Raw genomic sequence first — 26,009 nt, forward strand, 5'->3', positions numbered from 1 at the left:
ATTTGTCGAATTATTGACGTGATAAGGGGAATTTAAATGTGGAGGAGTTTCTATGATTGTAAATACGAAGCTTATTTAAAAATCAAGATATAATGAAGAGAGTAGTCATGTATTATACGGAGGGATTCCCTTGATTGTAGCAACGAAGCTTCACTTCCCTCATGGACGTAGCACTTTGGTTGATCGTCCAAGGTTGATACGTAAACTTAATGAGGGTATGCAAACTAAATTAACGCATGTTTCCGCACAAGCAGGTTACGGCAAGACAACCGTTTTAAGCGAATGGGTGAAGCAATATGATGGTCTGGTTGCATGGTTGTCGTTAGATAAGCAGGATAATGATTGGGTGCAGTTCTGGAGTTATGTAATCGCATCCATTCAGGAGAAAATACCCCAATTCGCCCAGATGCTTGGACCGATTATTAAAAGCGGGAACAAGGTATCCTCTGAGTCTGCGATTGCGGCCCTCCTAAATGAGTTATATCATCTATCTAGTGAACTCGTCATTATTTTAGATGATTATCATGTCATTGAGCTTCCTGCTATCAATCATTCGATAACGTATTTGCTTGAGCATTTGCCCTCTCATATCCATATATTTATTGCAAGTCGCACTGAATTGACAATACCTACGACAAGACTTCTTGCCAAAGGGGAGTTTACTCAAATTGTTATAAAGGACTTGCGTTTTCAATTGGACGAAGGAATTTCCTTTTTTCAGGATGTGACCGATCTATCACTCACCAAGGAGCAGGTCATGCAGTTGTTCCATCAGACAGAGGGCTGGATTAGCGGATTACAGCTCGCTGCAATCTCTCTGAAACGTAGTGACAATATCTCGGAGACCATTCAGCAATTTAGTGGACAGCAGCATCATATTTCAGACTATTTATTAGAAGAAGTGTTCTATCAACAAACAGAGCAAGTACGCTCATTTTTATTAAAAACCTCTATTTTAAGTCGAATGAATTATTCATTATGCCAAGCTGTCACAGGCCAAAAGAATAGTCAAGAGCAGTTGGAGCAGCTTGAGCAGCTGAATTTATTTATTATCCCTTTAGACGATTATCGCAATTGGTATAGATATCATCATTTACTTTCCGACTTTCTGGAGCAGATATTGCTTAGAACGGATCCAAACCAATGGCTAGAAGTACATATACATGCAGCAAATTGGCTAGAGAGTCATGGCTTTGATGAAGAAGCTGTAGAGCATTATTTTGCCGGGAAGCAAACCCAGGATGTGGTGCGGTTAATTGAGAAGAATTTACATACCTTAGTACAGTCAAAAAGTGTGGTGTTGATCCGATGGGTATCGGTGTTACCGGAAAACTCCTTTGCGGAGAAGCCTATGATCGAACTATTTTATATATCCGTCTTACTGGGAGTCGGAGAATGGAAGATAGCCTTTAGTAGAATTGAACAGGCTAGAATCCGTTTTCAAGCCTTGCAAGGGAAGATGAGCGATGTGGAATGGAACCAGATCATGGGCAATATTTATTTCTTCTGCTCGGTGGCCTCTTATCTTCAAAAGGACTTGGAAAGAACATCCGTATACTTGGAATGGGTAGAACAATATTTGCCTGAAGGTAGCTTCTTTCAAACGATGGGGCGCAACCGATATCAAGGGTATGAATCATTTGATGATCCATTAGTGCTGATCGACGATCTTCATGCAGTTGATCGATTCCTCTCGAAATGGGTTACTATATGGGAACATAAAAACGACTATCCTTTCTTTGGTTACTTGGTGGCTTCTTATAGCAAATTACTGTACGAGTGGAACCGATTGGACGAGGCAGAGCATTATATAGGTCAGGTTCTCGGACGTAAGGATATGGAGCCTTTTGCTCGGATATTGATTCATATTGCCTTCAGTGCTTCACGGATTCAGCAAGCTAAAGGAAATGGACATCGTGCATCAGAAATACTCACACAATTGAAGTTACAGATTGACTCGCCCGACTATGATTTGTTTATGTTAAAAATTGAAGCGGAACAAGCTTGTTTAGCTGTGCGACAAGGCTCGATGCAAGATGCTTCAGATTGGCTTGCGAGATGTGGGCTAACGTATGCGGATGAAATTATACCGAATCGGATGGCAGAGTATTTATCTTTAGCCAGAGTGCTTATTGGCTGCGAACGGATCGCTGAGTCTCTATACTTGCTTGAACGAATATATCTTGTTTTAAGTAGCGAAGACGGTCTTCGAGATCGAATCAAGGTTCTAATGATGCAGAGCATGGCGCTTCATCAATTGGGCGAAACGGAAGCGATGCATATTCATTTGGAGAATGCCCTTCACTTGGCCGAACCAGAGGGGTATATCCGAAGTTTTGTAGATGAGGGTCCGATGATGGCGGACATGTTAATTACGTATCTAGAATTACAGAAAGGCCTTCGGCTAAGAACCCTTCCAGTTTCGCTTAGCTATATTAAGCACTTGCTTCAAGCCCTGAATGTAGAACCATCAGAGGAATCGTCACATAAAGGAATATTAACAGATCAGGAAGCAAAGGTTCTAGGATTGATTGCTGAGGGAATGTCCAATAAGGAAATTGCTCACTGCTTGAATATCACAGGGGAAACCGTAAAGTTCCATATTAAGAATATATATAGAAAGCTTGACGTCAACAATCGGGTTCAAGCGCTACAATCTGCCAAAGAATTAAGAATACTTAGGTAATTCCATCCTCTTTTTTCAGGAACACTCCCCATTTGGGGAGTGTTTTTTTGGTAATAAAGTCCTATAGTTAAAAGAATGCAGCACTGATTTCGCCGATGCCAAGTACATTCTGGTATGGGCGAAAGAAGAAGTAGCTGCCATCAAGAAACTTGGCATTTTGAAGGTCAAAGTAAGCATGAATTTGCTCCAAATATAAATCTACTTAGAGATAGGAATAGCGCCAGAGCATCTCGAATATATAATTAAACGCCCTTACAGTATGAGATACTTATACGGGTACGTTCATTGTCTTGTGAAAGGAGAACCTAGGTATGAAAGAACATCAAACATCTTCGGATTCCATGGATGAATACATATCTAAATACCCCACAGAGGTTCAGGAAATCATGCAAACGTTAAGAAAAGTGATTCATGAGGCGGCCCCAGACGCGAAGGAAAAAATGAGCTACCAAATGCCCACCTTTGAATTATATGGGAATTTGGTGCATTTTGCTGCCTATAAAAATCACATTGGATTTTATCCAACTCCAAGCGGAATTGAAGCTTTTAAAGAAGAATTATCGTCATATAAAGGGGCCAAAGGGTCCGTACAATTTCCTTTAAACAAGCCCATGCCTTATGACATCATAAGCAGAATCGTTACCTTTAGAGTGGCTGAGAATGCACAAAAAAATGAAGACAAACAGAAAAACAAGAAATAACGTATGTTCAGTACAATACGAATATATTTATTACCTATCACAACAGAATGTGAAAAAATTGACATGCCCTCAAAACTTGGATACGATATGGTGGAAAAGAAGATGATAGAGCGTCATCAAGCTTCTGCTTGAACAAGTTTAGGAAATAAAGCACATATTCCTATAACCCTTAATAAGGGTTCTTTTGTGTGTATTATTTTTTCGGAAAATAGCTACACCGATGTTGTAGAGCAGAAGGAGATTAGACAGTTAAAACATACATAGAGTTGCTATTTACGGTGTAGTTCATGTATTAAGCGGACATGGATATGAAGTGTTACATATTATGATAACGGGATGTGCATCATGAAATTGACCATTGGGAAAAAGTTGATTGGATCATTTTTAATTATTGCTATTCTTTTAGGAATCACCAGCAGTATTTCAACGTATTATCTACGAAAAATAGACGATTCAAGCTCTGATCTCATTCAAAGGCGTGTCGTGATTCTATCGAATGTTCAGAAAATAAACAAGAATGTTAGTGTAGAATTCAGTAGATTACGTGGATATATGCTTACACAAGATAAAAGTTCTTTAGAGGGCCTAAATGGTGCTTACGATATTGTAAGCGGACTGATTCAGGAAACACTAAAAATGACTCAAATGAAGGATCTTAAGGCAGGACTTCAGGAACTGGATCAAATCAATCATAAATTTAAACAAAATTATGATCAATTAATAACCATGTATGCTACCAATCAACCTTCTAATGAAATTATTGATTATTATAAGAAGGAAGTAGTTCCGGTAGGCAGTCAGCTAGAGCCGATCACGAATAAGCTAGAAGATGAGCAGCTCCAATCGATGAAGGAAGCGAGTACAAAAAACACAAGTATAGTTAAAAAAGCAATTAAGAATGTGATGTTACTTTCTTTGATAGCTATTGTACTTGCCATTGTAATTGGTTATTTAACCTCAAGGGTGATATCGAGACCTATTAAACGTATGGCAGGTATTGCCGAGCGAATTGCGCAAGGTGATTTAACTACAGAGGATGTTCGGATGACAAGAAAGGATGAAATAGGCGATCTTGCTATATCATTCAATCAGATGTCGGGAAACCTTCGTCGTTTAATAGAGCAGATCAGTAATAGCTCTGAGCATGTTGCATCTTCCTCAGCGGAATTAACGGCAAATGCGGAACAATCTAGTCAAGCATCAGATAGCATTGCTTTAACGCTTCAAGATGTAACGGCGAGTGCTGAAATGCAATCGAATAGCGTGAGCGAAAGTGTTCAGGCCATTCATGAAATGTCATCAGGAATCGAGCAAATTGCTTCAAGTGCTCAAGTAGCTTCATCGCTTACGGTACAAACGTCCCAAAGGGCGCTAGAGGGAAATGAAATCATACAATCAACAGTGAAGCAAATCAATTCCATACATGAAACTATGGAGCATTTGGTGGGTGCTGTTACGGAGATGGAAGGCAACTCGAAGGAAATCGAACGTATCGTAACGGTGATCACCCAGATTGCTGCACAGACCAACCTGTTAGCATTGAATGCAGCCATTGAGGCAGCTCGAGCAGGTGAACATGGACGTGGATTTGCCGTGGTTGCGGGGGAAGTTCGTAAATTAGCAGAACAATCATCTCAATCGGCGAAGCAAATTGTAGGTTTGGTTGCGACGATCAAGAATCATACACATCTTGTGGTGGAGTCTGTAGAAGTGGGAGTCAAAGAGGTCGATGAGGGTATCCGAGTCGTTCGTATAGCAGGCGAGATTTTTGATGAAATTAAGAAGGATATTGATGAGGTTTCAGATCAGGTTCAGGATGTATCGGCATCGTCTCAGCAGATATCGGCTAGCTCCGAACAAGTATTGAAAGCCATTGAGGTCATATCAGAGGGTTCTAAATCAGTAGCTCTGCAATCACAGAATGTAGCGGCATCGACAGAAGAACAACTGGCATCCATGGAGGAAATCACCTCTTCGGCATCCATATTGGCTAATATGGCAGAAGATCTGCAGAAAGCGGTTGGGAAATTTAAGGTGTAGACTGCATTTTGGGTGGATCATACGTAAACTGCTATCATGAATTGACAACCGCCCCCTCATTCTCTATACTGACTGTAATCTAATATACGGTATACGTTGAAGGAATTAGTAGCAAGCTGTCCCTGTTATTCAGAAAGCTGGGGGTTGATGTGACCTAGCACAAACAGTTCTGTGAATTACACTCTGGAGTATCTTAGGTAACACTAAGCGGACTAGCCAACGATAAGATGGCTAAGAGTGGTATGAGTAGCCGTGGCAACACGCTATTGATGCAATTTGGGTGGTAACACGGTTAATGAATCGTCCCTATGTCTATCGTAGACATAGGGGCGTTTTTTGCGTCATGGCATAGAGAAGGGTACCTATAGCAGATGAATCAACATTATATATTAAAGGGGCTTGATGAGGATGAGTAACATGAATATTATTGATGAGCTAGAATGGCGCGACGCGATAAACCAGCAGACCGATGAAGAAGGCTTACGTAAACTCGTGAGCGAGAAGAAGATTGCTCTGTACTGTGGTGTCGATCCTACGGGAGATAGCATGCATATCGGACACTTGATTCCATTCATGGTGTTGAAGCGATTCCAAGCTTACGGACATCTACCGGTAATCTTGATTGGCGGAGCTACAGGAACGATTGGCGATCCAAGTGGACGTGCGTCTGAGCGCACATTACAGACATTAGAGCAGGTCCAAGAGAATGTGAATGCACTGACAGCACAGATGAAAAAGCTGTTTGTTACCGATAATGATGCGAAGCTGAAAATGGTGAACAACTACGACTGGACCCATACAATCAACGTGATCGACTTCTTGCGTGAATACGGAAAGAACTTCAACATCAATACGATGCTCGCGAAAGATATTGTAGCTAGTCGCTTGGATAGCGGAATTTCATTCACAGAATTCTCATACCAGATTCTTCAGTCCATGGACTTCCATCACCTCTACGCTGAAGAGGGCGTTCAACTGCAAATAGGTGGATCGGATCAATGGGGGAACATCACAAGTGGTCTGGACTTGATTCGTAAAAAAGAAGGCTCCGAAGCCAAAGCATTCGGCTTAACGATTCCACTGATGCTGAAATCAGACGGTACGAAGTTTGGTAAAACAGCAGGCGGCGCAATCTGGTTAGATCCGGATAAAACATCACCTTATGAATTCTACCAATTCTGGCTAAATACAGATGACCGTGATGTGGTGAAATACCTTAAATACTTCACGTTCCTATCCCAAGAAGAGATCGGTGAACTTGAGAATAAAGTGACGACAGAGCCAGGCAAACGTGAAGCACAACGCGTCCTTGCGGAAGAAATGACGAAGTTCGTTCATGATGAAGAAGCTTTGGCACAAGCAATTAAGATTTCGGCGGCACTATTCAGTGGAGATATTAAAGCACTCACAGCCGATGAAATCGAGCAGGGATTTAAAGAAATGCCTACGTTCGAAGCTACCAAAGAAACGAAGAATATTGTGGATTGGTTAGTAGATCTAGGGATCGAACCTTCTAAGCGCCAAGCAAGAGAAGATATTACGAATGGTGCCATCAGCATGAATGGTGAGAAGGTAGAGGGCGTTGATACGGAAGTAACCGTAGACAAATCCTTTGATGGTCGGTTTATCATTATCCGTAAAGGGAAGAAGAAATATAGTCTGATCCGGTTGGTGGATTAGTACAACACAAAAATTGGCCGCTGTTCGCATGGTCTGCGACAGGGCCAATTTTTGTGTTTTCCGGTACATATTTGTTACGACACAAGATTACTTCATTACAGCTGCAAGCTGGCCTTGAAATTGTCTCCCCCATTCCAAGTTACTTTGTATAGTTTAGGCAAATTTTTAGAAGCAGGCCAAGATTCCACATCATAATTCCCGATCGTATTAGAGAAAGATGCCCATTGTTTAGCTGAATTTTTCAGCATGAATTCACTGACGCTAACGGCACTATGTTTAACAATAAACGGCTTTGTTGTATCCGGATTGTTCTGTCCACCAGCAATAACAATGCGTGCCTGCCCATTAGCATACGTTTTTGCAGATGTGAAGATTGTATTATTATTGACTTTGAACTCTACCTTATTGGTATCATCATTCAAATAAAGCTTAAGGCTGAGTGTATCACCATCGTTGAAGGTCAGACCATAATTATTCTTGTCACCCTCTGGACCATTCGTGAAAATTCTCCACTGCGTTCCATGCGTCGATGGACGAGTCGACACGCCACATTCGAAACCCTTGGAAGCGCCACTAGGCGTAAGACCACAATAGAAATTAATAACGTCCGCACCAACCAATTCTTTCTTTGTCGGTAAAGTGATATAGCATTGACTTCCCCGATAATTATCTTGACCTGACAAGTTTCTAAAACGAACAATTTGTGCATATTCCGTTGATTCAGCCATGTTTTAACATCTCCTATGGATTAGATTATTGATGAGAAAATAGAGGAATCTTCAATGCCCCGTCAATCCTTAACTGAGCATCCTACTACTTATTTTCTCATTCATAGTGATAGGTAATGTAAATGAGGTAATTACAACCTTTTCAGTAAAAAAAGAAATCATTCGTTATGAATCATGCTTCGATTGTTGACTAGAAGCCGAATCTTGAGTGATTTCAATAAGGTGACTAATCGACGAATGAATTTTTTCTAACTTCTCTTCCATAGTGTGTAGTACATAACGCAGCAATACGAAAGAAATCGCGACAGGGAATCCAACATTGGTAACGAGTGATAATACATCATCCATATTCACATGAAATACCTCCTTCCGTTGTATTTATAAGAAGGGTAAATAAATACTCCAATTTACAATGAAGGAAATAAATATACTAAAATAAGAACAAATGTTCTTATTTTAGTTGTAAAAATTACCCATAAAACACCCTATTAGATAGAGAAGGGGTGATTCATATGGTTCAAGACATGACTCTAGTAGAGCAATATCGAAAGAAAATATATCGCATTGGCTGGAAGATTCAATATCGAGCTAAAGTCCAAACAAATCATGAGCATCTAATGGAGAAAAATGAATTAGCTTCGGTTGATTCGTTTGTAGACGCAGCCGACTCTCGTATGTACATCCTACAGCTGCTCGAATCCCTTCCTTCTTCTATGGGGAAAACGATCATCTATGAACTTTACATGAATGATAAAACAGAGACCCAGGTAGCAAGAGAACTTAATTTATCTCAACAGGCGGTGAATAAATGGAAAAAGAAAATGCTCCATCAGCTTTCATGTCAGATCAAGAATTTGCAAAGCTAATTCAGCTCGCGAAGAACGGAGATAATGATGCACTATGTGAAATTATTAATATTTTTGAAGAAGATATCTTTCATGTAAGCCGGTTTATTCGAATGTCCAAGGAGGATGCAGTTCAAAGTATTGTGGTAAATTTGATTGAGGAGTTAAGAAGGGAGGATTAAATAATTGTTAACGGGTCATTGTTATGTAATCATCGTTCGACCTAAAGTCTCGCGTAAACAGCATTAGAATAAATTGGTCTTGGACAGTTGGATCTACCTGAAGTGTGGTTTTATACGCACGAATAATATACTGTAATATGGAATAGAAGGTATGGGACATTGATCTCATACCTTTGTACGGATATAAATCTTTTTTTTGTTGTTGTATTACTCTAATAAATGGGTACAATTGGATATGGGAGGGGACATCAAATGAAACGTATTTGGATGTATCTGTTGCTGTTTATCATAAGTTATTTAGTAGGTTATTTGTGTTTTAATGGTGCGATCACAGCCATGAATATATCTGAAAGAAGTGAATACCACTTACTGCATACAGGTATAACGATGTTCTTTATATTTATGGTGGTTCCAGCGTACAGTCTTGCGACATATGTACTGCGTTCCGTTATGAGAAGCACATTATTTTGGCTGCAAGCGGTGGTACTTATTATTATTGGTTTCTTTGTATCGCTACTTGTTCCTTTTTATAGCGGATTCGGTTTTGGGTATCTCAACGCTTCTTATTTTAGTTCGGAAATGGCAATACTACTGTATGTATTCTTTATTGCATCGGCGATTATTTTTACTCTCGGAACAGTAATTATTGAGCGTACGTTTCAACGAGATTAACTATGGGAAAAACGACTCCAATTGGAGTCGTTTTATTTGTTATCCTTGTACAACATTTACATTTTGGTTGAATTTAATTAAGCCTGTGTATACCGTTTCTCCATGATCTTTAGGGTTATAAGTGTGTAGAGAAACGGGAGTGCTAGAATCAACCTTTTTCCAGACTTCATGTGCAGGATAAGCATCATGCTTACCAGTTACGGTTACCTTCCCTGTTTTATATACTCGGACGTTGTATTCCCAGTCAATATCTGGGGATGGATTAAAGGTCGGAATATTAACAGCGGCCTTTAGGGTGAAATCAGCATAATCTCCGTTAGCCTGGAAGCTAGAAGATGTCATTCTGACGCCATCAGAAGAAGCTTGTCCTGTAATGTCAGGACGGAGAATTTCGTTGGTTTTAATATCTACAGTTCGTTCAGTGGTTGGGCCTACACCAGCATAATGCGTAACGGTCTTAGCCAAGAAATTAACATTGATATGTGAGCAGAGCTTCCACTTATCAGGCTCATTCTCCGTTTCATACTTAAAACCTCGATTGTTACCTTTATACAGAATTTTTACAGCTGAAGTTTGCATAAAGGTAATCCACTCGTCCGGAATAAAAGCAGTGATTCTAACTGATACATTATTAGCCATAACTAGCATCCCCTTAAAATTATATTAGGTAGTTTTCTTTGGCTTCAACGAAGGTCGTCACCTTCATCTAGAGCCATTAACCACCCTCAATATAGAAGGCAAATAGTAGCATGGTATTACAACCAACCGCTATAACCTGAATAGCGATTGGTGGATTAAGCTTGTAAAGCTGTCTTCATATCTGTATTGTGTGTTCAATTAAGTAGAGTATTAATCACAAGAGAGATTTCGCTCACATAGCGAAGTATTGCTATATATTTGAATACCAATACATCTACACAAAAACAGCGATGAAGTAATGAATTATACTCACCGCTGTTTTATTATTTTAGTATCGTGAAGGAGCTTTTAATCATGGATACATCTTTAGACATCACTTGATAATCCTTCGTGGATACTTTATCGCTAGGATCATATTGGACATCTGTTGGGGTATGGAAGATATACACGTTATTACCCTTTGCTCCAAGCTTGGTTGCCTGGATTTGTCCGCTGATCTGATCCTTGTTCTTGTTCCAGTAGTCTGCACTCCACACGGAGATTGTAAACAGCACACCTTGCTTAGTCGCCTTATTAATGAAGTTAATATTATGTCCGGCTTGAGTGGGCGCAGTATCTGTTACTGTATATTTACCTTCCCAGCTTTTGGGGAGTGTAAGTGAGAAGTCGTAGCTCGTATTCTTATAGACGATTAAATGATCTGCACGGTTGTATTTCTGTTCCGTAGATGGACTAATCTGTAAAGTATCCATACGCTGCCGTAAACGTTCAATGAACGTCACGGCTTCTGTTCTGGTTAATGTATCATTCTGCTGAAAACCTTTGACCGTTTTAACAGTCTTTCCTTCCGCTAATCCTAAATCTAGAAGATACTGAATGGAATCATTCATATTATAATTTTTGCCGGATGCATTGGTTAGCAACAGGGCAGCTTTTCCCCTTGTGAAGGAGGTTGACTGTGTGCTGGTTTTCCAGCCCAGTGCCCGCGCATGCTTTAGATAAGGGGCATCCCAGCGGTCTGAAGCAAGCTGAGTAGGAAGGTCCGATGGTTTAAAGGCACGAATTAGCATCGCTACGAATTCACTCTGATTGACACGTTGATTGGGTTTGAAATTGCCGTCAGGGTACCCGTCTACAATTTTATTGTCGATAGCCCACTTGATGTTCTGGTATCCCCAATATCCAGCCTTCACATCTTTAAAAGATAAATCACTAGCAAATGATGAAGCTACATTCATGTTGAGAATACTTAAGGATAGTAACCCGGCAGATAGATACATTTGGTATTTTTTCATGGTATCAATCCTTTTCTTATAGTTAAACTGATTTATTAGATATGTAGTTTAAAGAATATATTGGGAAATATGTATGAGATGACGTTGGCTAATCCTAACTCATCCGTTACTAAGTAGACGACTAGATAAGTGTCTTAGTTGCGTAATTTACTAGAAATTAATAATATTTACAATTTAGGTAATTTGCAAAATATGCTTTGGTCGAGAACGGAGTCGGAATGCTGGCGAACTAAGGATGTTTCCTTTGCCCATTATTAAAATACACTTCTAAATTTTTAATTTTATTCGAAATTTCTTCGAGACAAAACCTCTTTCGGGAGGTTTTTTGAGCCAACGAATATGGTGTTATTTTTAGTAAACAAAATGTTATATTAACTTTACATTATGTATATTGTAAATTACAATATACGCAAAGGAGGTCTTCTTAATTATGCATAATTTTGGAAGGATATTTAATGAAGTTTACTTACTTCGAGCCGAAAAAAGGTGGACACAGAGTGATTTGGCTAAAGAACTTGGTGTAACTAGACAAACAATAGCTGCTATTGAAAATGAAAAATTTATCCCTTCGCTTGAGCTTGCATTTGCAATAGCATATATATTTAAAAAAAATATTAATGAGGTTTTTAACTTTGAACCATATGAAGAAGAGGAGGAAGAATAAAGATGGGGATTTTGATTGGTATTATTATTACGGTTGTACTATTGGTAAATTTAATTTTATCCTACAAGGAAGGAAAAGATGAACGTTGGAAACAGATTATTAACAGACCACTTAATTATGCCTTTACCTTACTGATCTTAGGATACGCTTTGAGTCCCTTTTGCGATCAAGATTTGAATGCATATAAATCATACTATAATTACCTTTTTGCTGGCGTGCTAGTAGTCTACATCGCTCTCTTGCTTATAGAAAGAAGAAGACTGTCTTAATTTAGGGAATCAGAATTGTGAGGTATCGTTAGTAGAAATAGATCACTTATAATATACGTTGGATATCGACTTTACCTCCTGACCATTTTTGGAGGCTTTTTTATACCCAGCATATACTCACTGATAGGTTACTATTATCGTTTAGGATATTCTTCATGATATCAAAGTGGGTTAGGAGGATTAGCCATGAACCGATATTGGACAAATCAAACAATTGAAGCATGGGAACAGGCTCGAGAAAATGGTTACTTGATCGGCAACTCTGATTTCATATGGGAAGAAATACGCAAGGAGTACCATTGGATGATGAGGCAGATGAAAAAGAGAATGACTCAGTATTCAGGAGAATTCCCTATATGGCTATGGACGGAGAAACCCGATCTTCGGAGAGTTGGTCATTTTAATGGGGGTACTCATGCGGTAAGCCTCGAAATAGAGATACCGAATGAGCAAGTGTTATTATCCGATTTCGATGCATGGCATTGTGTTCTAAACGATAGCTTCTTGGCTTTAGATGAAATGGAATGGGAGGCTTTTTATCGGAAGGAATTGAAAATGTCTAAGGAGGAGAGCTGGGAGCGAATATTTCATTTCGAACTGCTAAGGGAATCGTCTTGGTGGGCTTCTAAACCACACCTCCAAGGAGTTAGCGGAAAAGTAGATATTTCACATGTACGTAAGGTGAGACAATTTATTGCTAGAGGTAGTAAAGTGTAGTTTGATCCACCCTACACATAGGAAGTTATTCATACTAACATATATTCGCGTCAGGGCATTGGAAGAGATATGTTTATGAGCTTTACAACCATAAATAATATAGTCGCCTAATCTTGTTGAACATTAAGTGATATATTATTAAATAGAACTGAAATTTTATGATAAGTATATAATTAGGTAGGTGAATTTATGAAAAAAGTTATTAAGGTCGTTGGGGCTGTTATTGTACATGAAGATAAAATTTTATGTGCTCAAAGAGGAGTGAATCAAACCTTACCTCTAAAATGGGAATTTCCCGGTGGTAAGATCGAGACGGGTGAAACTCCGCAGGAAGCATTACAACGTGAGATCAATGAAGAAATGAATTGCCAAGTTGAAATTGGTGATTATGTTGAAGATACAACCTACGAATATGACTTTGGTATCGTTCATCTAACTACATATTATTGTAGATTGATAGAGGGGATACCGACGTTAACCGAGCATGCATCGATACAATGGTTATCACCAGCAGAGTTAGATACCTTGGATTGGGCTCCCGCTGATATTCCAGCGATTCAGAAGATTATGTACCATCGAATTGACAGTATCGAATAAATTTCAGTAATAGAGGACAATCTGCATTCTTATGTAGGTTGTCTTTTTGTAATATATTGGATTGTGCTAATGAATTAATCATTATACAATGATGCTAAAAATTAAGGTGAGTGGAAATGACATGACTAGCGCAGCTCTGAACCATGAGAATACCGTTCTATCACCAGTTGACGGTTCACTCGTACCATATTCCCCTCAATTGTTAATTAATAATCCGCGGAAGAATGAAAGTATATTGTCCTCGGTAATAGAAGAATTGACACATTGTCAGTCATTTATGTTTATTGTAGCTTTTGTAACAGAAAGTGGTCTAGCTACACTGAAATCGTATTTACTTGATTTAAAGGCTAAAGGAATAACAGGAAGACTATTAACTTCAACCTATTTATATTTCAATCATCCTAAAGTATTTAGAGAACTGCTAAAGATAGAGAATATGGATGTACGCCTTACGGATCTAAAAGGATTTCATTCAAAAGGTTATATTTTTAATAAGGACGCCGATCATGCATTAATTATTGGTAGTGCAAACTTAACGGTTCAAGCATTGAAGATCAATTATGAATGGAACGTTAAACTTAAGTTGAATCCGGAGGATGAGTTCCTACTTCAGATTCGCAGTCAGTTTGAAGAAGTGTGGAATAGTGCAAATATGCTAACGGAAGAATGGATATTAAATTACGAAAAGATTTTTGTGGAATTTGCAGCTAGAAACATAATGAACGAGGAACTAGCAACAGTAGTCGAGCGTAATAACGAAGTCATACTTCATACGATTGAACCGAATAACATGCAGCTAGCTGCACTTGAAAATATAAAAGCAGTACGTCTAGCAAGTCAGAAGAGGGCATTAGTGATTTCTGCTACGGGAACAGGGAAAACGTATTTGTCAGCATTCGATGTTAGAAACTTCAATCCTAAACGATTGTTATTTATCGCACACCGAGAACAGATATTGCTTAAGGCCAAATCAGATTATATGAATGTAGTAGGCGGCGTAGAGCAAGATTATGGAATGCTATCGAGTACAGGGAAGAACATACAAGCAAAATATTTATTCGCAACGATTCAGACGATGTCAAAGCCTGATGTTCTAAGCCAGTTTGATCCTGAAGCGTTTGACTATATCCTAATCGATGAAGTACATAAAGCAGGTGCGAGCTCATATCGCAAAGTTATTGAATATTTCAATCCTCAATTTATGCTTGGAATGACGGCAACGCCAGAGAGATCGGATGATTTCAATATCTATCAGTTGTTTGATTACAATGTAGCTTATGAAATCCGATTACAAGCTGCGCTTGAAGAAGATATGCTCTGTCCTTTCCACTATTTCGGTGTGACTGATTATGAAATGAATGGAGAAACAATTGATGATTCTACGATATTATCGAAGCTTGTAAACGATGAACGCGTAGATCATATAATTGATAAACTCGAGTATTATGGGTTTTCTGGTGATAAGGTAAAGGGATTAATATTTTGCAGCCGGAAGGAAGAGGCTATAAACTTATCGGGCATGTTCAATGATAAAGGATATCGAACGGTAGCATTAGCTGGTGATAATGGTGTAGAAGATCGAGAAATGCAAATACGAGCTCGAGAAGGGGGAACTCGACTATATCATAACCGTAGAAATCTTTAATGAGGGTATTGATATTCCGAGTGTTAACCAAGTCGTTATGTTAAGAAAAACCGAATCCAGCATTATTTTCATTCAGCAGCTTGGGCGTGGTCTTCGCAAACATGCGGATAAAGAGTTTGTAACGATCATTGATTTCATCGGGAATTATAAGAATAATTACTTAATTCCAATTGCATTATCTGGCGATAAATCATTGAATAAAGACACGATACGAAGAATGATGAAGGATACAAGCTATATCAATGGCGTCTCGACCATTAATTTTGAAGAAATAGCTAGAGAACAAATTTATAAATCCATTACAAATAACAATTTAACTGAATTAAGGAAATTGAAAGAAGCCTACCATGAATTGAAAAATAGGATGGGTCACCGGCCAACAATGCATGATTTTATTACGAATGAATCTATTGATCCTATTGTTATTGTGAAGCCTCATAAGTGTTATTATCAATTCTTAAAAAGAATTAATGAAGATATTTCAGAACTAACTTCATATGAACAACAGGTTCTAACCATGCTATCTTTAGAAATACTCGATGGGAAACGAATACATGAGATTATTTTGCTGGAGTTACTATTTCAAAATGACCAAGTTGCCTATGATGATTATGTCACGACACTAGAACAATTGAACTGCCGAACTGACTCCAATACATTGTCTTCGGTCATCAGAGTGATGGATTTAACTTTTTTTGTTGCCGCGCAGAGGAAGAATTATGGGGATACACCTATTTGTAATTTAAAAGATGGTGCATTCCATTTAAACGATGATATTAGACGAAGTTTCGATACAAATGAAACGTTTAAAGACATGTTTTTGATGTCATATTATGTGCAAAGGAAAAAACAAGAGCCTATGATAGTAGCACTTCATTGACCTTATACCAGAAATATACTCGGAAAGACGCTTGTAGGCTGCTCAATTGGGAAAGTGATGAAAGCTCAACGATGTACGGTTACAAGACTAAATATAATACTTGTCCAATATTTGTTACTTACCATAAGCATGATGAGGTAGAATCCAGTATTAATTATGGCGATGAATTCTTATCTTCATCTATATTCAAATGGTACACGAGAAGTAATCGAACATTACGGTCAGAAGAAGTTAAAAAGATTATTGCAGCCGTAGAGAATGATATAAATATTCATATTTTTGTTAAAAAAGATGATGATGAAGGCGGGGACTTTTACTATTTAGGGGAAGCTAATCCAGATCAAGCATCTGTTGAGCAGACACTAATGCAAGGGAAAGATAACAAGGAAGTTCCTGTAGTATGTATGGATATAATTCTAAAAGCTCCGGTAGAGCAGAAGTTGTATCATTATATTAAAGCTAGTATATGAAGTTGGTTTAATGATAGTTATTTATGCAAAAGTTCATATCAATGGAGAACCCTTTCATAGAAGGGTTTTTCCTATTGTATAGAAATAGGAAATGATAGGAGATTGCGTTTCGTTTATCCTACAAATTTTTTACTGCGGATACTTTCAAATACCATTTCAGTCAATCCAACATTGAACATTAATATACCAATAAGAATAGAAGAAAGTAGAGAGTAATTTAATAGTGAATTATATACGCCTGTTAAGTATTGGTTGAGAAAAATATATTATATAAGAAATACCCCAGAGTTGCACTGAAAAGAATGAAAATAAATGATAGTATAAACCATATCGTCGAATATATTTGTATAACAAGTTGTAAGTCCTAATGCAGAACCTTAAGTATAGGAAGTACAATATTGTAAGTCTATCCCACAAAAAAATATGAAAAGTAACTGTTTCACATTCAAACTGTTATTTCTTCGTCTTTCTTCCTTTTTTTTAATTCTTCTTCAAGATTTTTTTGTTCTATTAAATCATTAAATAATTTTTCGTAATCATCAACACTGGTTATTTTTATAAATCCTCCGCTCAAACCTATCTCTTTATCACGATTAATTATTTGCTCAAATACATTCTCTATTATATCGCTAGCTTCAGTATATTCGTATGTATTCATTATTTCTTCCTTCTCATGTAATATTTTATAAATAATTTTTGTTTTTTTATCATTCAATACGTCACCGATGCCAATAGCATTTTCAAAGTTAGATATTGAACAAAACACTCTTATATTATCATTGGTTTTAGATTTGTATATATTTTTGCAGTTTGTCAATTGGGCTTTAAGAGTAGAGGAAGAGTGTTTAATGTGATTATCTGCATCATGCAGTACGTCATAACAAGAATTAAATTGATTGAGGACTTTCATTAAAGTTACTATAGTAGCTTTACCTCTAGCACGAATGATATGAATGTTATAGCCTTTCTCTTTAGCAAGGTGCTTGAAGGCAATATATTCAGTATCACCCTCTACAATCACTACTTTATCAGCAAAGAAAAACTCATTTACATAGGAGTCCACGTAGTTTAATATTTTCATATTTGCTAGGTCATCGTCATCAAATTGCTTACTAACAGACTTAAATAGTTGAATAGCTTCTTTTTCACCGACTCGGAATACCTGAATAGAAGTATGTTCTCTAGATAAATCTATCAGTATTGGAGAATGAGTGGATATCATCAGCGGCATTTTTTTGCCGATTTGATAAAGAGATCGACTTAGTGCTCGAACGGCATCTGGATGCAAGAATGCTTCTGGTTCATCTATAAGCAATAGCTTATTATCATTTTTTCCTAAAAGCTTGTTTTCAATCATATTTTGAATAAGGTATATCAGACTCATTCGTTGTAAACCAGTGCCTTGATTTGCTAAAGGCATGTTAGATTGATTGATACTATCTATATGAACACTCGAATTTGTAGATTTTAATAAATCCGTTGATGAAAATCCTTCGCTTTCGCCACCTACTACATTCAAAGATAAATGTTCATTTGAAAATAGGACTCTTAAGTTACTGGAAACATCATTACTTACCTTTGACAGTATGCTATCAGTATTCTGTTTGAGTTTTCTTAAAAATTCGGGGTATGCTTGTCTGAGATTAGAATACTCCTTGGATAATTCGAAGGACTCTTTTTCGGTTTCTGAATCTCCATTAAAGTTTTCTAGCTTTAAGAGGTCATTTTTTATTATCTCAGAGTATATATTTTGAATTAAATCATTGATGTCATCTGGTAACATGGAGGGAGTTATGTAAAAAGGCTTATTGTTTAAGATTTCCTCCAATTTATCAAATAATATGTGTGTTTTTTTGATCTCTTTCCCCTTTTCATCACAAAAGCTTGGTGCATTTTCCTCTTTATATTTCTTTTGAATAGTTATTTGATCACCATCAGACTCAAAGACAGCTTCGAGTATAATATCCTGTCTGCGCTCCGAAAAGCAGTCGTTAGGAATGGTTTTAGCTTTACTTTCCTTTTGAAAAAAACAGTTGATAGCTTCTAATATGGTTGATTTGCCTGTATTATTTCTTCCAGTTAGGATAACGATAGAATCTGTTGAAAAATCAATTGTAAACGTATCCTTAAAAACCTTGTAATTTGTAACGCTAAAATTAGCTAACTTCATATTTCTTTCTCCTTCATATTAAGTAGTTGAATACTACAACGAAGCTTTACCTATGTATCTTAAGGGAGGTTTTAATGAACTATTTTGTATCATCTTACAACATTTTGCAGTAATTTAGAATTATTTTCATGTTTTTAAGTTGGAGGGGAGGTTCTGATTTTGCCTTTCTTGCTGGTTTGTCTAATGTAACCGAATAATTCTGCGATTTTGATTCATCTCTTATGTCATTAGTCGTTGAAATTTGTATTTTAACCAGCTAGAATTGATATACATAACAACGCAATAATTGAATAGGTAATTTACTCTATTACTCATATACTCTAAGGATTCGTGCAGTTATATTCATTGATGGTATGACAACTGATTGGGTTCGTATACCATGGGAAATTATTGAGAAAATTTTAGTGCGCATCGTAAACGAAGTGGATAATGTTAACCGTATTGTGTATGACATTACCTCGTAGCCTCCAGCTACGATTGAGTGGGAGTAATCAAGCGACATTCTATACACTGAAAAGCGTTGATTTTATGCCGTTTTGGTAAAACTCATATGACTTTCTGAGATCAAAATTCTTTTGAATTGTCTCCAAGATTGTCGCCAAAAACTCTCGCCGAATGATTGTCGGTGGGAGTTTTTATTCTGGCTTTAACAGGTTGAGTGCGTGAAATGTGCGAAACATAAAACCAACTGCTATTGAAGTGATCCCTTAAAGATAGACATTATCTAACTATTGAAGGTGCAGTTCATTGGCGGGTGGTTCTGATTATGGCTGAAAATGTAGACAGATTGGAGACATGTGATTGCAGGAGAAGAATCTACTGAAGTATTGTATACAGATGACAAAAATACTAGATAAATCCAGTCGCGACACATGTGGAGTCGGTCATATTGATGGTTCGTAAACGAGATGTGGCAAGTTCGCTTAACTTATCGATGTGTGTTCGATAATGAGTAAATCTGAAGGGGGAGTGCAAGGTGCACCACCTCTTTTTTCTTGGCATCAAATCCCATATATGCATTTTCCATAACGAAATATCCACATCGAGCTGTCATTGTAGTACACTAGTCGTATTATAGAGAGCTTAAGTCTTAATTTAATTACTCCCAATATATTTGGTCAGAAACGAGTTTCTAAGATACGAGGGAATTACAATATGAGATTAATAGATTTGTTTGCTGGGCTTGGTGGCTTTCATCTAGCCTTAAGTAGCCTAGGACATCCATGCGTTTTTGCACTCTCGAAACATTGATATCGAGCCACATGGGGATATAAGAAATATAAAAATGGGGGGGTTCCTTGTCAACCGTTTTCAAAGGATGGTGAACAAAACGGTTTCAAGATGAAAAGTCAGGGAACTTGGTTTACCGCATATTAAAAGTTTTGAGATATCATTAGCTACATTCCCTAATTGTGGATAATATTACTTATTTCATAAAATATGCGAGAATAGCGATAGAGCATAACACTATTATTCCTTATTCGATAATTTTCTTGCCGGTGAAGAATTCAGGGAAAATCTTAATTACGGAGGATTAAGCAAATGAACCACGAAGCCCAAACAGAAAAGAGTTTCATTGAAATCTTAACTCAACGGGAAAACCAATGGACATATCGTGATGATATAAAGACCGAAGCTGCTCTGTGGGATAATTTGCGTAGGCATATCAATCGTATTAACTTGGCGCGACTGGACGGTGTGCCCCTTACAAACAAAGAGTTCGAACAGCTAAAAGTTGAATTTATGAGACTGACAGCTACTCCTTTTAACGCTTCTCAATGGCTACGAGGCGAAAATGGTGTTGCCGCCATTCATGTTGAGCGGGAAGATGTGAAACGTGGCAGGGTGTCGGTTGTTCTATTCAGTAATAAGGATATTGCTGGCGGCATTTCAAGCTATGAAGTTGTAAACCAAATTAAGCCAGATACAAATACTGATATGCGTGGCGACGTAACCCTATTGATAAATGGCTTGCCGATTATTCATGTTGAATTAAAAGCTGAATCTGCCAAAGATGGTTATATGCAAGCTTTCGAGCAGATACAACGGTATGCAGAAGCAGGATTTTTTGATGGCATTTTTGCGACCATCCAAATTTTCGTAGTTAGTAACAAAGTATCTACAAAATACTTTGCACGTCCTGGAGCCAACACTTCTAAAGCCTTTGAAGCGGCAAAGAAATTCCTGTTCAACTGGAGAACGTCAGATAATGAGCCTGTTGAAAATCTTTACGATTTCACAAGGCAGGTTTTGAGTATCCCTTCTGCCCACGAATTGATTAGCAAATTCACTATTTTGGTGGACGATCAGAAAAAACAAAAGTTTTTAATGGTTCTAAGACCGTACCAAGTTCACGCTATTCAAAAGATTATCGGTAAAGCGGCGAAGCATGAGGGAGGTTTTGTTTGGCACGCCACCGGCTCAGGGAAAACAATAACAAGTTTTGTGGCAACCAAACTTTTAGCACAGATATCCATTGGCGTAGACCGCACCGTTATGGTTGTTGATAGAACAGATTTAGACAGCCAGACCAAAGATGAGTTTAGTAAATTTGCATCTGAGTTCCACACAGGGTTGGCATCGGGCAATGTTAAAGATAATGCGCTTATTGTCGGCGTTGATAATCAACGTCAACTTAGCAATAGCCTATTGAGCAATAAAAATAACAACACCATTATCGTCACAACCATTCAAAAATTGAGTGCCGCTGTCAGAGGTGCTAAAGAAACGGAAAACAATAAATTCGAGAAGCTGAAAAGCGAACATATTGTTTTTGTGGTGGATGAGTGCCATCGTGCAGTCAGCGATGAGCAGATGAAAGAAATTAAAAAGCTCCTGCCTAACTCAACATGGTTCGGCTTAACTGGCACGCCAATTTTTGAGGAAAACCAAAAACAAGAAAACGGAACATTCGCAAGAACAACACAACAACAGTATGGAAACTTACTCCATGCCTACACAACGAAAAATGCTATGGACGATAACTCCGTTTTGAACTTCCAAGTGGAGTACCATTGCTTATTAGATGAGGATAGCAAAGCAGAATTTTTGTATAGAACGGTAAAAGGAAAATACCCGAAGCTTGATCCTATCAAAAAACTTGCCGACATGACAGAAAATGATAAAGAGGAACTGCAAGACAAAGAGTTATTTGAGCGTGATGAATATATCGAAGCGATGCTTAAAAAAATATTCAAGCGCCAATCCGTGATAGAACGTTTCAAGGTGATAAACGGATACCCGACTATGAGTGCTGTTTTAACAACACACTCTATCGCTCAAGCTAAGCGAATTTATCACAAGCTACAAGAGATGAGAAGTAGTGGAATTTTGTTAAATGGGCGAGAGTTAGACGAACGACACACGCTTCGTGACCCTGATTTTCCGAGAGTAACAATCACTTATTCCACTAGCGAAACTCAAGGTGAGATGAACGAAGCGCAAGCAGAAGTCAATGCCATTATGCAGGAATACAACACTGTTTTTGGTACGAATTACACAGATACCGATCAGTTTAACAAAAATATTAATAGCCGTTTAGCACGAAAAGACGCTCAATATCAACAGGACGGAAAATGGCTTGATATGGTTATTGTAGTTGACCGTCTGCTAACAGGATTTGACGCGCCTACGATACAGACTTTGTATGTTGACCGAGAACTGAAATATCAAAAGCTGCTACAGGCATTTTCACGCACAAATCGTATTGCACCTGGCAAAGAGCATGGCATCGTGGTATCGTTCCGAAAACCTGCTACTATGCGAAAAAATGTAGAGGATGCCATTCGACTTTTTACGAACCAACAGCAAAATTGGGAAGCCTTAGTGCCACAAGAATATGCTGAGGTGAAAGCCGCATTTTTAACGGCACATGAGCAACTTCAACAAGCAAAAAACGATCTGGAAGAAGACCCAAATAATATAAAAAATAAGATTGCACAAGTAAGAGCCTATCAAAAACTTGAAAAAATCCAAAGAGCCATGAAAAGCTATGAGAATTATCAAGAAGATTTTGAGGAATTTGAACATATTGTGAAGGTTCTTCCGAAGAAAAGGGACATTGTGAAAATCTGAAAGCTGAAATTCGAGCCGAGTTAGAGGATCAGACTGGGGATGAGATGGAAAACTTGCTCCAAGACATCGAATTTACGAGCGAACAAAGGGCTGTGCATGAGGAGCGCATTGATAGCTTCTACATAAATCAGCTTCTGAACAGATATCAGAAGTCTTCGGACAAAACAGATAAATATGATTTGCGTGAAAAAATTATGAAAGAGATTAATACAAAGCCCGCATTCGTTCAGGCAATATATAATGCCATCTTGGACGTCATTGACAACAATCGACCGACAAAGGATTGGACGGCTTATTTCGCTGATGAGATTGATTATATACTACAGAATACTGCTGAGATATTGAAAGTGCCTGTCGCTAACCTGCAAACCAGCTTTAACGAATATCGCCCGAATAGCGGGGTTGTGCCTTTCATCAATGTAATAAGCGAAGCATCAGGGTTAAGCAAAGAAGATTTTGAAGCTATGTTTAACGAAAAATACCGGAAGCGTCTTCTCGTTATAGAACAGTATTGGAAAACAGTTTTAGATGAAAAATTAATACCGCTAAAAGATGAGTGTTAGGGTGGCGATGATATGGATTTGAGTAAATTATTGAGAAAACCGCCAGCGGAGGATTACCAACAAGTTGACACGTTTTGGGTTCCAGAAGAAAGGGAAGACTATGAATATAGTGATGAAAATGAGGATGATACCTCCCTGCTAATTGGGCAACATATAAAATTAGAGGCTGGACAAGTATCTTTGAACTACTACTGCACAGAATGTGAGGACTTACGCACTTTTAACTCTGATAAAGAGCAAGGGCTTCGAGGAATTATTGTAAATAAACAAGTAATTAGCATTGATTGCATTTTGCAATGCAATTGTGGTTCAGTTGTCCATACTTGGTATTTAGTCGAAGCCGAAGAGGATATTCGGTATCAGTCACCTAAAGTACGCATATTGCATTTTAGAGAAAAATTAACCGAACGTGTAAAATTACAATTTGAGAAATACGGTGAGTTTAGCGAATGGCTCGAAAAAGCAAACCGAGCACACAGAGATGGACTTGGTTCAGGCGCTGTTATTTATCTAAGAAAGGTATATGAATCTATAACCTACAGCATTGCAAATGCCAATAACATTCCTCTTATTAGGGGGAATGGAAACAGACGCCCTTTTTCTGAAATACTGAAAGAGGTGGATGAGCAGCACTCAATTATCCCAGTGTCTTTCTCGGCAAATAGATATAAACTCTTCAGCCAACTCAGTGAAATAATACATGGCGATGGAAGTGAGGAAGATGCACTTAAATATTTCGGGGCGCTGTATACATTAGTCACAAGCGTGTTAGATAATGTAACCCAGAAAGAAGAGTTAAAAAGTGCCGCACAGAAATTCAACTGGTCTATGAATAATGTAAGTACAATTTAGTGTTTGTGTATGCAACCAACTTTGAAATAATCTGTCTATTGGAAGGAAGTAAATATATGAGTCGATTAGAGCAACAACTATGGGCAAGCGCCGATATTCTTAGAGGGAAAATGGATGCGAGCGAATATAAAAACTATTTGCTAGGTCTTGTTTTCTATAAGTATCTTTCCGATTTAGAGTTGCGCGCTGTGTACGAAGAAGCAAACGGAAAGCCCGATGAATACCCATCTCGTGATATCCAATTTGCCGAGCTTACTGAATGGTATAGTGATGATGCCGAAGAGCTAAAGAACACCATGCGCCGCAAACTCGGATATTTTATAGAGCCGCAATATCTGTTTTACATGCTCCGCAATAAAGCATCACAATATGAATTTCAAATTGATGACTTGCAGACTGCCTTTATCGAGCTTTCTCGTCAAGGCGAAAATTTTATCAGTTTGTTCGATGATGTTGACTTAAACTCTACGAAGCTCGGATCACACGCACAGCAAAAAAGCACAACCATTATGGAAGTTATAAAAACTTTGGATGAGATAGACTTGTTTGGTCATGAAGGTGACGTTATTGGGGATGCTTATGAATATCTTATCGCCCAATTTGCCGCAGGAGCAGGCAAGAAAGCCGGAGAGTTCTATACCCCGCAAGCTGTTTCGAAAATTATTTCAGAGATTGTAAGTATCGGGCAAGAGAAACTAGCACCATTTCATATTTACGACCCCACTATGGGTTCGGGCTCGCTGATGTTGAATATCCGCCAGTTTCTAAGCAATCCCGAAAAGGTGTATTTTCACGGACAGGAGCTAAACACCACCACTTACAACCTTGCTCGAATGAACCTGATTCTACACAACGTTGACCGTGAGCAAATGCGGCTCAATAATGGCGATACTTTAGATGCAGACTGGCCGACAGACGAGCCCTTTCTCTTCAATGCTGTTGTTATGAATCCTCCATACTCTGCGAATTGGAGCGCATCCGAAAAATTTTTAAGTGACCCCCGTTTTGAACGCTATGGAAAACTCGCGCCAAAATCTAAAGCCGACTTTGCGTTCTTGCTACATGGCTATTACCACCTAAAAGACAGTGGTACGATGGGAATTGTACTGCCGCATGGTGTTCTGTTCCGTGGTGCTGCCGAGGGTGTTATTCGCAGGGTGCTTCTTGAAATGGGGGCAATAGAAGCTGTAATTGGCTTGCCCACTAATATATTCTATGGAACAAGCATACCGACGGTTGTGCTTATTTTGAAGAAAAATCGTGTAAGTCGTGATGTGCTTTTCATCGATGCTTCTAAAGATTATGAAAAACAGAAGAATCAAAACACCTTACGTCAGCGAGATATTCTAAAGATTGTGGATACCTATAAAAAGCGTGAGAGCATTTTTAAATATGCTCATTTAGCAAATTTTGATGAGATCGTGGCGAATGACTACAATCTCAACATTCCTCGCTATGTAGATACCTTTGAGGAAGAAGAACAAATCGACATTGTAGCACTTGGACGTGAAATGGCTGATATAAATTTGCAAATAAAGAAAAAAGAAACGGATTTCTTAGCCTTGCTTGATGAGCTTGCTGTGACTGACGAAACAAAAGAGATAATCGAAGCTACAAAGCGGATGTTTATGTGAGGCGGT

General features: G+C 38.2%; 21 protein-coding genes and 3 pseudogenes. 18 read left to right on the forward strand and 6 right to left on the reverse strand.

Going from position 1 to position 26,009, the window contains the following annotated elements; all coding sequences use genetic code 11:
- The first annotated feature begins 130 nt into the window (after nt 1-130).
- Nucleotides 131-2,686: a winged helix-turn-helix domain-containing protein gene (locus JCM16418_RS12945; protein ID WP_036649542.1), complete on the forward strand. Its 2,556-nt coding sequence runs from the start codon at nt 131-133 to the stop codon at nt 2,684-2,686.
- 67 nt (nt 2,687-2,753) lie between these two features.
- On the opposite strand, the gene JCM16418_RS26355 is transcribed toward JCM16418_RS12945, so the two are convergent.
- The gene (locus tag JCM16418_RS26355; protein WP_256203054.1) at nt 2,754-2,876 is read right to left on the reverse strand and encodes a hypothetical protein; all 123 of its coding nucleotides are present in this window, start codon (nt 2,874-2,876) and stop codon (nt 2,754-2,756) included.
- 121 nt (nt 2,877-2,997) lie between these two features.
- Between JCM16418_RS26355 and JCM16418_RS12950 the strand changes: the two genes are divergently transcribed.
- From JCM16418_RS12950 to tyrS, 3 genes are all read left to right on the forward strand, one after another.
- The gene (locus tag JCM16418_RS12950) at nt 2,998-3,387 is read left to right on the forward strand and encodes an iron chaperone (protein WP_036649544.1); all 390 of its coding nucleotides are present in this window, start codon (nt 2,998-3,000) and stop codon (nt 3,385-3,387) included.
- 345 nt (nt 3,388-3,732) lie between these two features.
- The gene (locus JCM16418_RS12955; protein ID WP_036649546.1) at nt 3,733-5,427 is read left to right on the forward strand and encodes a methyl-accepting chemotaxis protein; all 1,695 of its coding nucleotides are present in this window, start codon (nt 3,733-3,735) and stop codon (nt 5,425-5,427) included.
- Nucleotides 5,428-5,844: 417 nt separating this feature from the next.
- A complete protein-coding gene (gene tyrS, locus JCM16418_RS12960) occupies nt 5,845-7,107 on the forward strand; it encodes a tyrosine--tRNA ligase (protein ID WP_036649759.1) in 1,263 nt (420 codons plus the stop codon).
- A gap of 95 nt (nt 7,108-7,202) precedes the next feature.
- Here the strand turns inward: tyrS and JCM16418_RS23765 are convergent, their stop codons facing one another.
- Together JCM16418_RS23765 and JCM16418_RS12970 are read right to left on the reverse strand one after the other, a co-directional pair.
- Entirely contained in the window at nt 7,203-7,835 is a 633-nt protein-coding gene (locus tag JCM16418_RS23765; protein ID WP_052020256.1) for a hypothetical protein, read from the reverse strand.
- Between the two features lie 165 nt (nt 7,836-8,000).
- The gene (locus tag JCM16418_RS12970) at nt 8,001-8,183 is read right to left on the reverse strand and encodes a YvrJ family protein (RefSeq protein WP_242403840.1); all 183 of its coding nucleotides are present in this window, start codon (nt 8,181-8,183) and stop codon (nt 8,001-8,003) included.
- Between the two features lie 164 nt (nt 8,184-8,347).
- Here JCM16418_RS12970 and JCM16418_RS12975 point away from each other — a divergent pair, with 164 nt between their 5' ends.
- The 3 genes from JCM16418_RS12975 to JCM16418_RS12985 all read left to right on the forward strand — a co-directional run bounded on the left by JCM16418_RS12975 (nt 8,348) and on the right by JCM16418_RS12985 (nt 9,534).
- The gene (locus JCM16418_RS12975) at nt 8,348-8,701 is read left to right on the forward strand and encodes a sigma-70 RNA polymerase sigma factor region 4 domain-containing protein (RefSeq protein WP_036649549.1); all 354 of its coding nucleotides are present in this window, start codon (nt 8,348-8,350) and stop codon (nt 8,699-8,701) included.
- Nucleotides 8,674-8,862, forward strand: coding sequence for a helix-turn-helix domain-containing protein (locus tag JCM16418_RS12980; protein WP_242403826.1), 189 nt, complete (start codon nt 8,674-8,676; stop codon nt 8,860-8,862). The genes JCM16418_RS12975 and JCM16418_RS12980 overlap by 28 nt, the downstream gene beginning before the upstream one ends.
- 252 nt (nt 8,863-9,114) lie before the next feature.
- The gene (locus JCM16418_RS12985; protein ID WP_036649553.1) at nt 9,115-9,534 is read left to right on the forward strand and encodes a hypothetical protein; all 420 of its coding nucleotides are present in this window, start codon (nt 9,115-9,117) and stop codon (nt 9,532-9,534) included.
- Nucleotides 9,535-9,573: 39 nt separating this feature from the next.
- Here JCM16418_RS12985 and JCM16418_RS12990 read toward each other — a convergent pair whose 3' ends face one another.
- Both JCM16418_RS12990 and JCM16418_RS23770 read right to left on the reverse strand, forming a co-directional pair.
- Complete coding sequence (locus JCM16418_RS12990) at nt 9,574-10,173, reverse strand: DUF3238 domain-containing protein (protein ID WP_036649556.1); 600 nt, start codon at nt 10,171-10,173, stop codon at nt 9,574-9,576.
- Between the two features lie 323 nt (nt 10,174-10,496).
- Nucleotides 10,497-11,468 carry an S-layer homology domain-containing protein gene (locus tag JCM16418_RS23770; RefSeq protein WP_052020257.1) on the reverse strand — a complete coding sequence of 324 codons (972 nt, stop codon included), beginning with the start codon at nt 11,466-11,468 and terminating at the stop codon, nt 10,497-10,499.
- Between the two features lie 430 nt (nt 11,469-11,898).
- Here JCM16418_RS23770 and JCM16418_RS13000 point away from each other — a divergent pair, with 430 nt between their 5' ends.
- From JCM16418_RS13000 to JCM16418_RS24300, 5 genes and pseudogenes are all read left to right on the forward strand, one after another.
- Nucleotides 11,899-12,132 carry a helix-turn-helix transcriptional regulator gene (locus JCM16418_RS13000; RefSeq protein ID WP_036649558.1) on the forward strand — a complete coding sequence of 78 codons (234 nt, stop codon included), beginning with the start codon at nt 11,899-11,901 and terminating at the stop codon, nt 12,130-12,132.
- 2 nt (nt 12,133-12,134) lie between these two features.
- Complete coding sequence (locus tag JCM16418_RS13005) at nt 12,135-12,401, forward strand: hypothetical protein (protein ID WP_036649562.1); 267 nt, start codon at nt 12,135-12,137, stop codon at nt 12,399-12,401.
- Nucleotides 12,402-12,587: 186 nt separating this feature from the next.
- Nucleotides 12,588-13,118 (forward strand): DUF3841 domain-containing protein, encoded by a 531-nt coding sequence (locus JCM16418_RS13010; protein ID WP_036649565.1) that lies wholly within the window; start codon nt 12,588-12,590, stop codon nt 13,116-13,118.
- Nucleotides 13,119-13,307: 189 nt separating this feature from the next.
- Complete coding sequence (locus JCM16418_RS13015) at nt 13,308-13,715, forward strand: (deoxy)nucleoside triphosphate pyrophosphohydrolase (RefSeq protein WP_036649568.1); 408 nt, start codon at nt 13,308-13,310, stop codon at nt 13,713-13,715.
- A gap of 187 nt (nt 13,716-13,902) precedes the next feature.
- Nucleotides 13,903-16,710, forward strand: a pseudogene (locus JCM16418_RS24300) (DEAD/DEAH box helicase); the annotation flags it as partial.
- 445 nt (nt 16,711-17,155) lie between these two features.
- On the opposite strand, the gene JCM16418_RS13025 reads toward JCM16418_RS24300, so the two are convergent.
- Nucleotides 17,156-18,880 (reverse strand): ATP-dependent nuclease, encoded by a 1,725-nt coding sequence (locus JCM16418_RS13025; protein WP_036649571.1) that lies wholly within the window; start codon nt 18,878-18,880, stop codon nt 17,156-17,158.
- A gap of 302 nt (nt 18,881-19,182) precedes the next feature.
- Here JCM16418_RS13025 and JCM16418_RS24305 point away from each other — a divergent pair.
- From JCM16418_RS24305 to JCM16418_RS13040, 6 genes and pseudogenes are all read left to right on the forward strand, one after another.
- A pseudogene (locus tag JCM16418_RS24305) lies at nt 19,183-19,344 on the forward strand (GMP synthase (glutamine-hydrolyzing)); the annotation flags it as partial.
- Nucleotides 19,345-20,179: 835 nt separating this feature from the next.
- Nucleotides 20,180-20,257: pseudogene (locus JCM16418_RS26910) on the forward strand (hypothetical protein); the annotation flags it as partial.
- A gap of 165 nt (nt 20,258-20,422) precedes the next feature.
- Nucleotides 20,423-22,954 (forward strand): type I restriction endonuclease subunit R, encoded by a 2,532-nt coding sequence (locus JCM16418_RS13030; RefSeq protein ID WP_201769755.1) that lies wholly within the window; start codon nt 20,423-20,425, stop codon nt 22,952-22,954.
- A 44-nt stretch (nt 22,955-22,998) separates the two neighbouring features.
- Nucleotides 22,999-23,517, forward strand: a complete 519-nt coding sequence (locus JCM16418_RS25465; protein WP_373280712.1) for a type I restriction endonuclease subunit R, EcoR124 family — start codon at nt 22,999-23,001, stop codon at nt 23,515-23,517.
- 12 nt (nt 23,518-23,529) lie between these two features.
- Complete coding sequence (locus JCM16418_RS13035) at nt 23,530-24,369, forward strand: hypothetical protein (protein ID WP_036649574.1); 840 nt, start codon at nt 23,530-23,532, stop codon at nt 24,367-24,369.
- A gap of 56 nt (nt 24,370-24,425) precedes the next feature.
- Nucleotides 24,426-26,003 carry a type I restriction-modification system subunit M gene (locus tag JCM16418_RS13040; RefSeq protein ID WP_036649576.1) on the forward strand — a complete coding sequence of 526 codons (1,578 nt, stop codon included), beginning with the start codon at nt 24,426-24,428 and terminating at the stop codon, nt 26,001-26,003.
- The last annotated feature ends 6 nt before the right edge of the window (nt 26,004-26,009 follow it).

Origin of the sequence: Paenibacillus pini JCM 16418 (genome assembly GCF_000576305.1) — a bacterium.
Classification (GTDB): Bacteria; Bacillota; Bacilli; order Paenibacillales; family Paenibacillaceae; genus Paenibacillus_AQ; species Paenibacillus_AQ pini.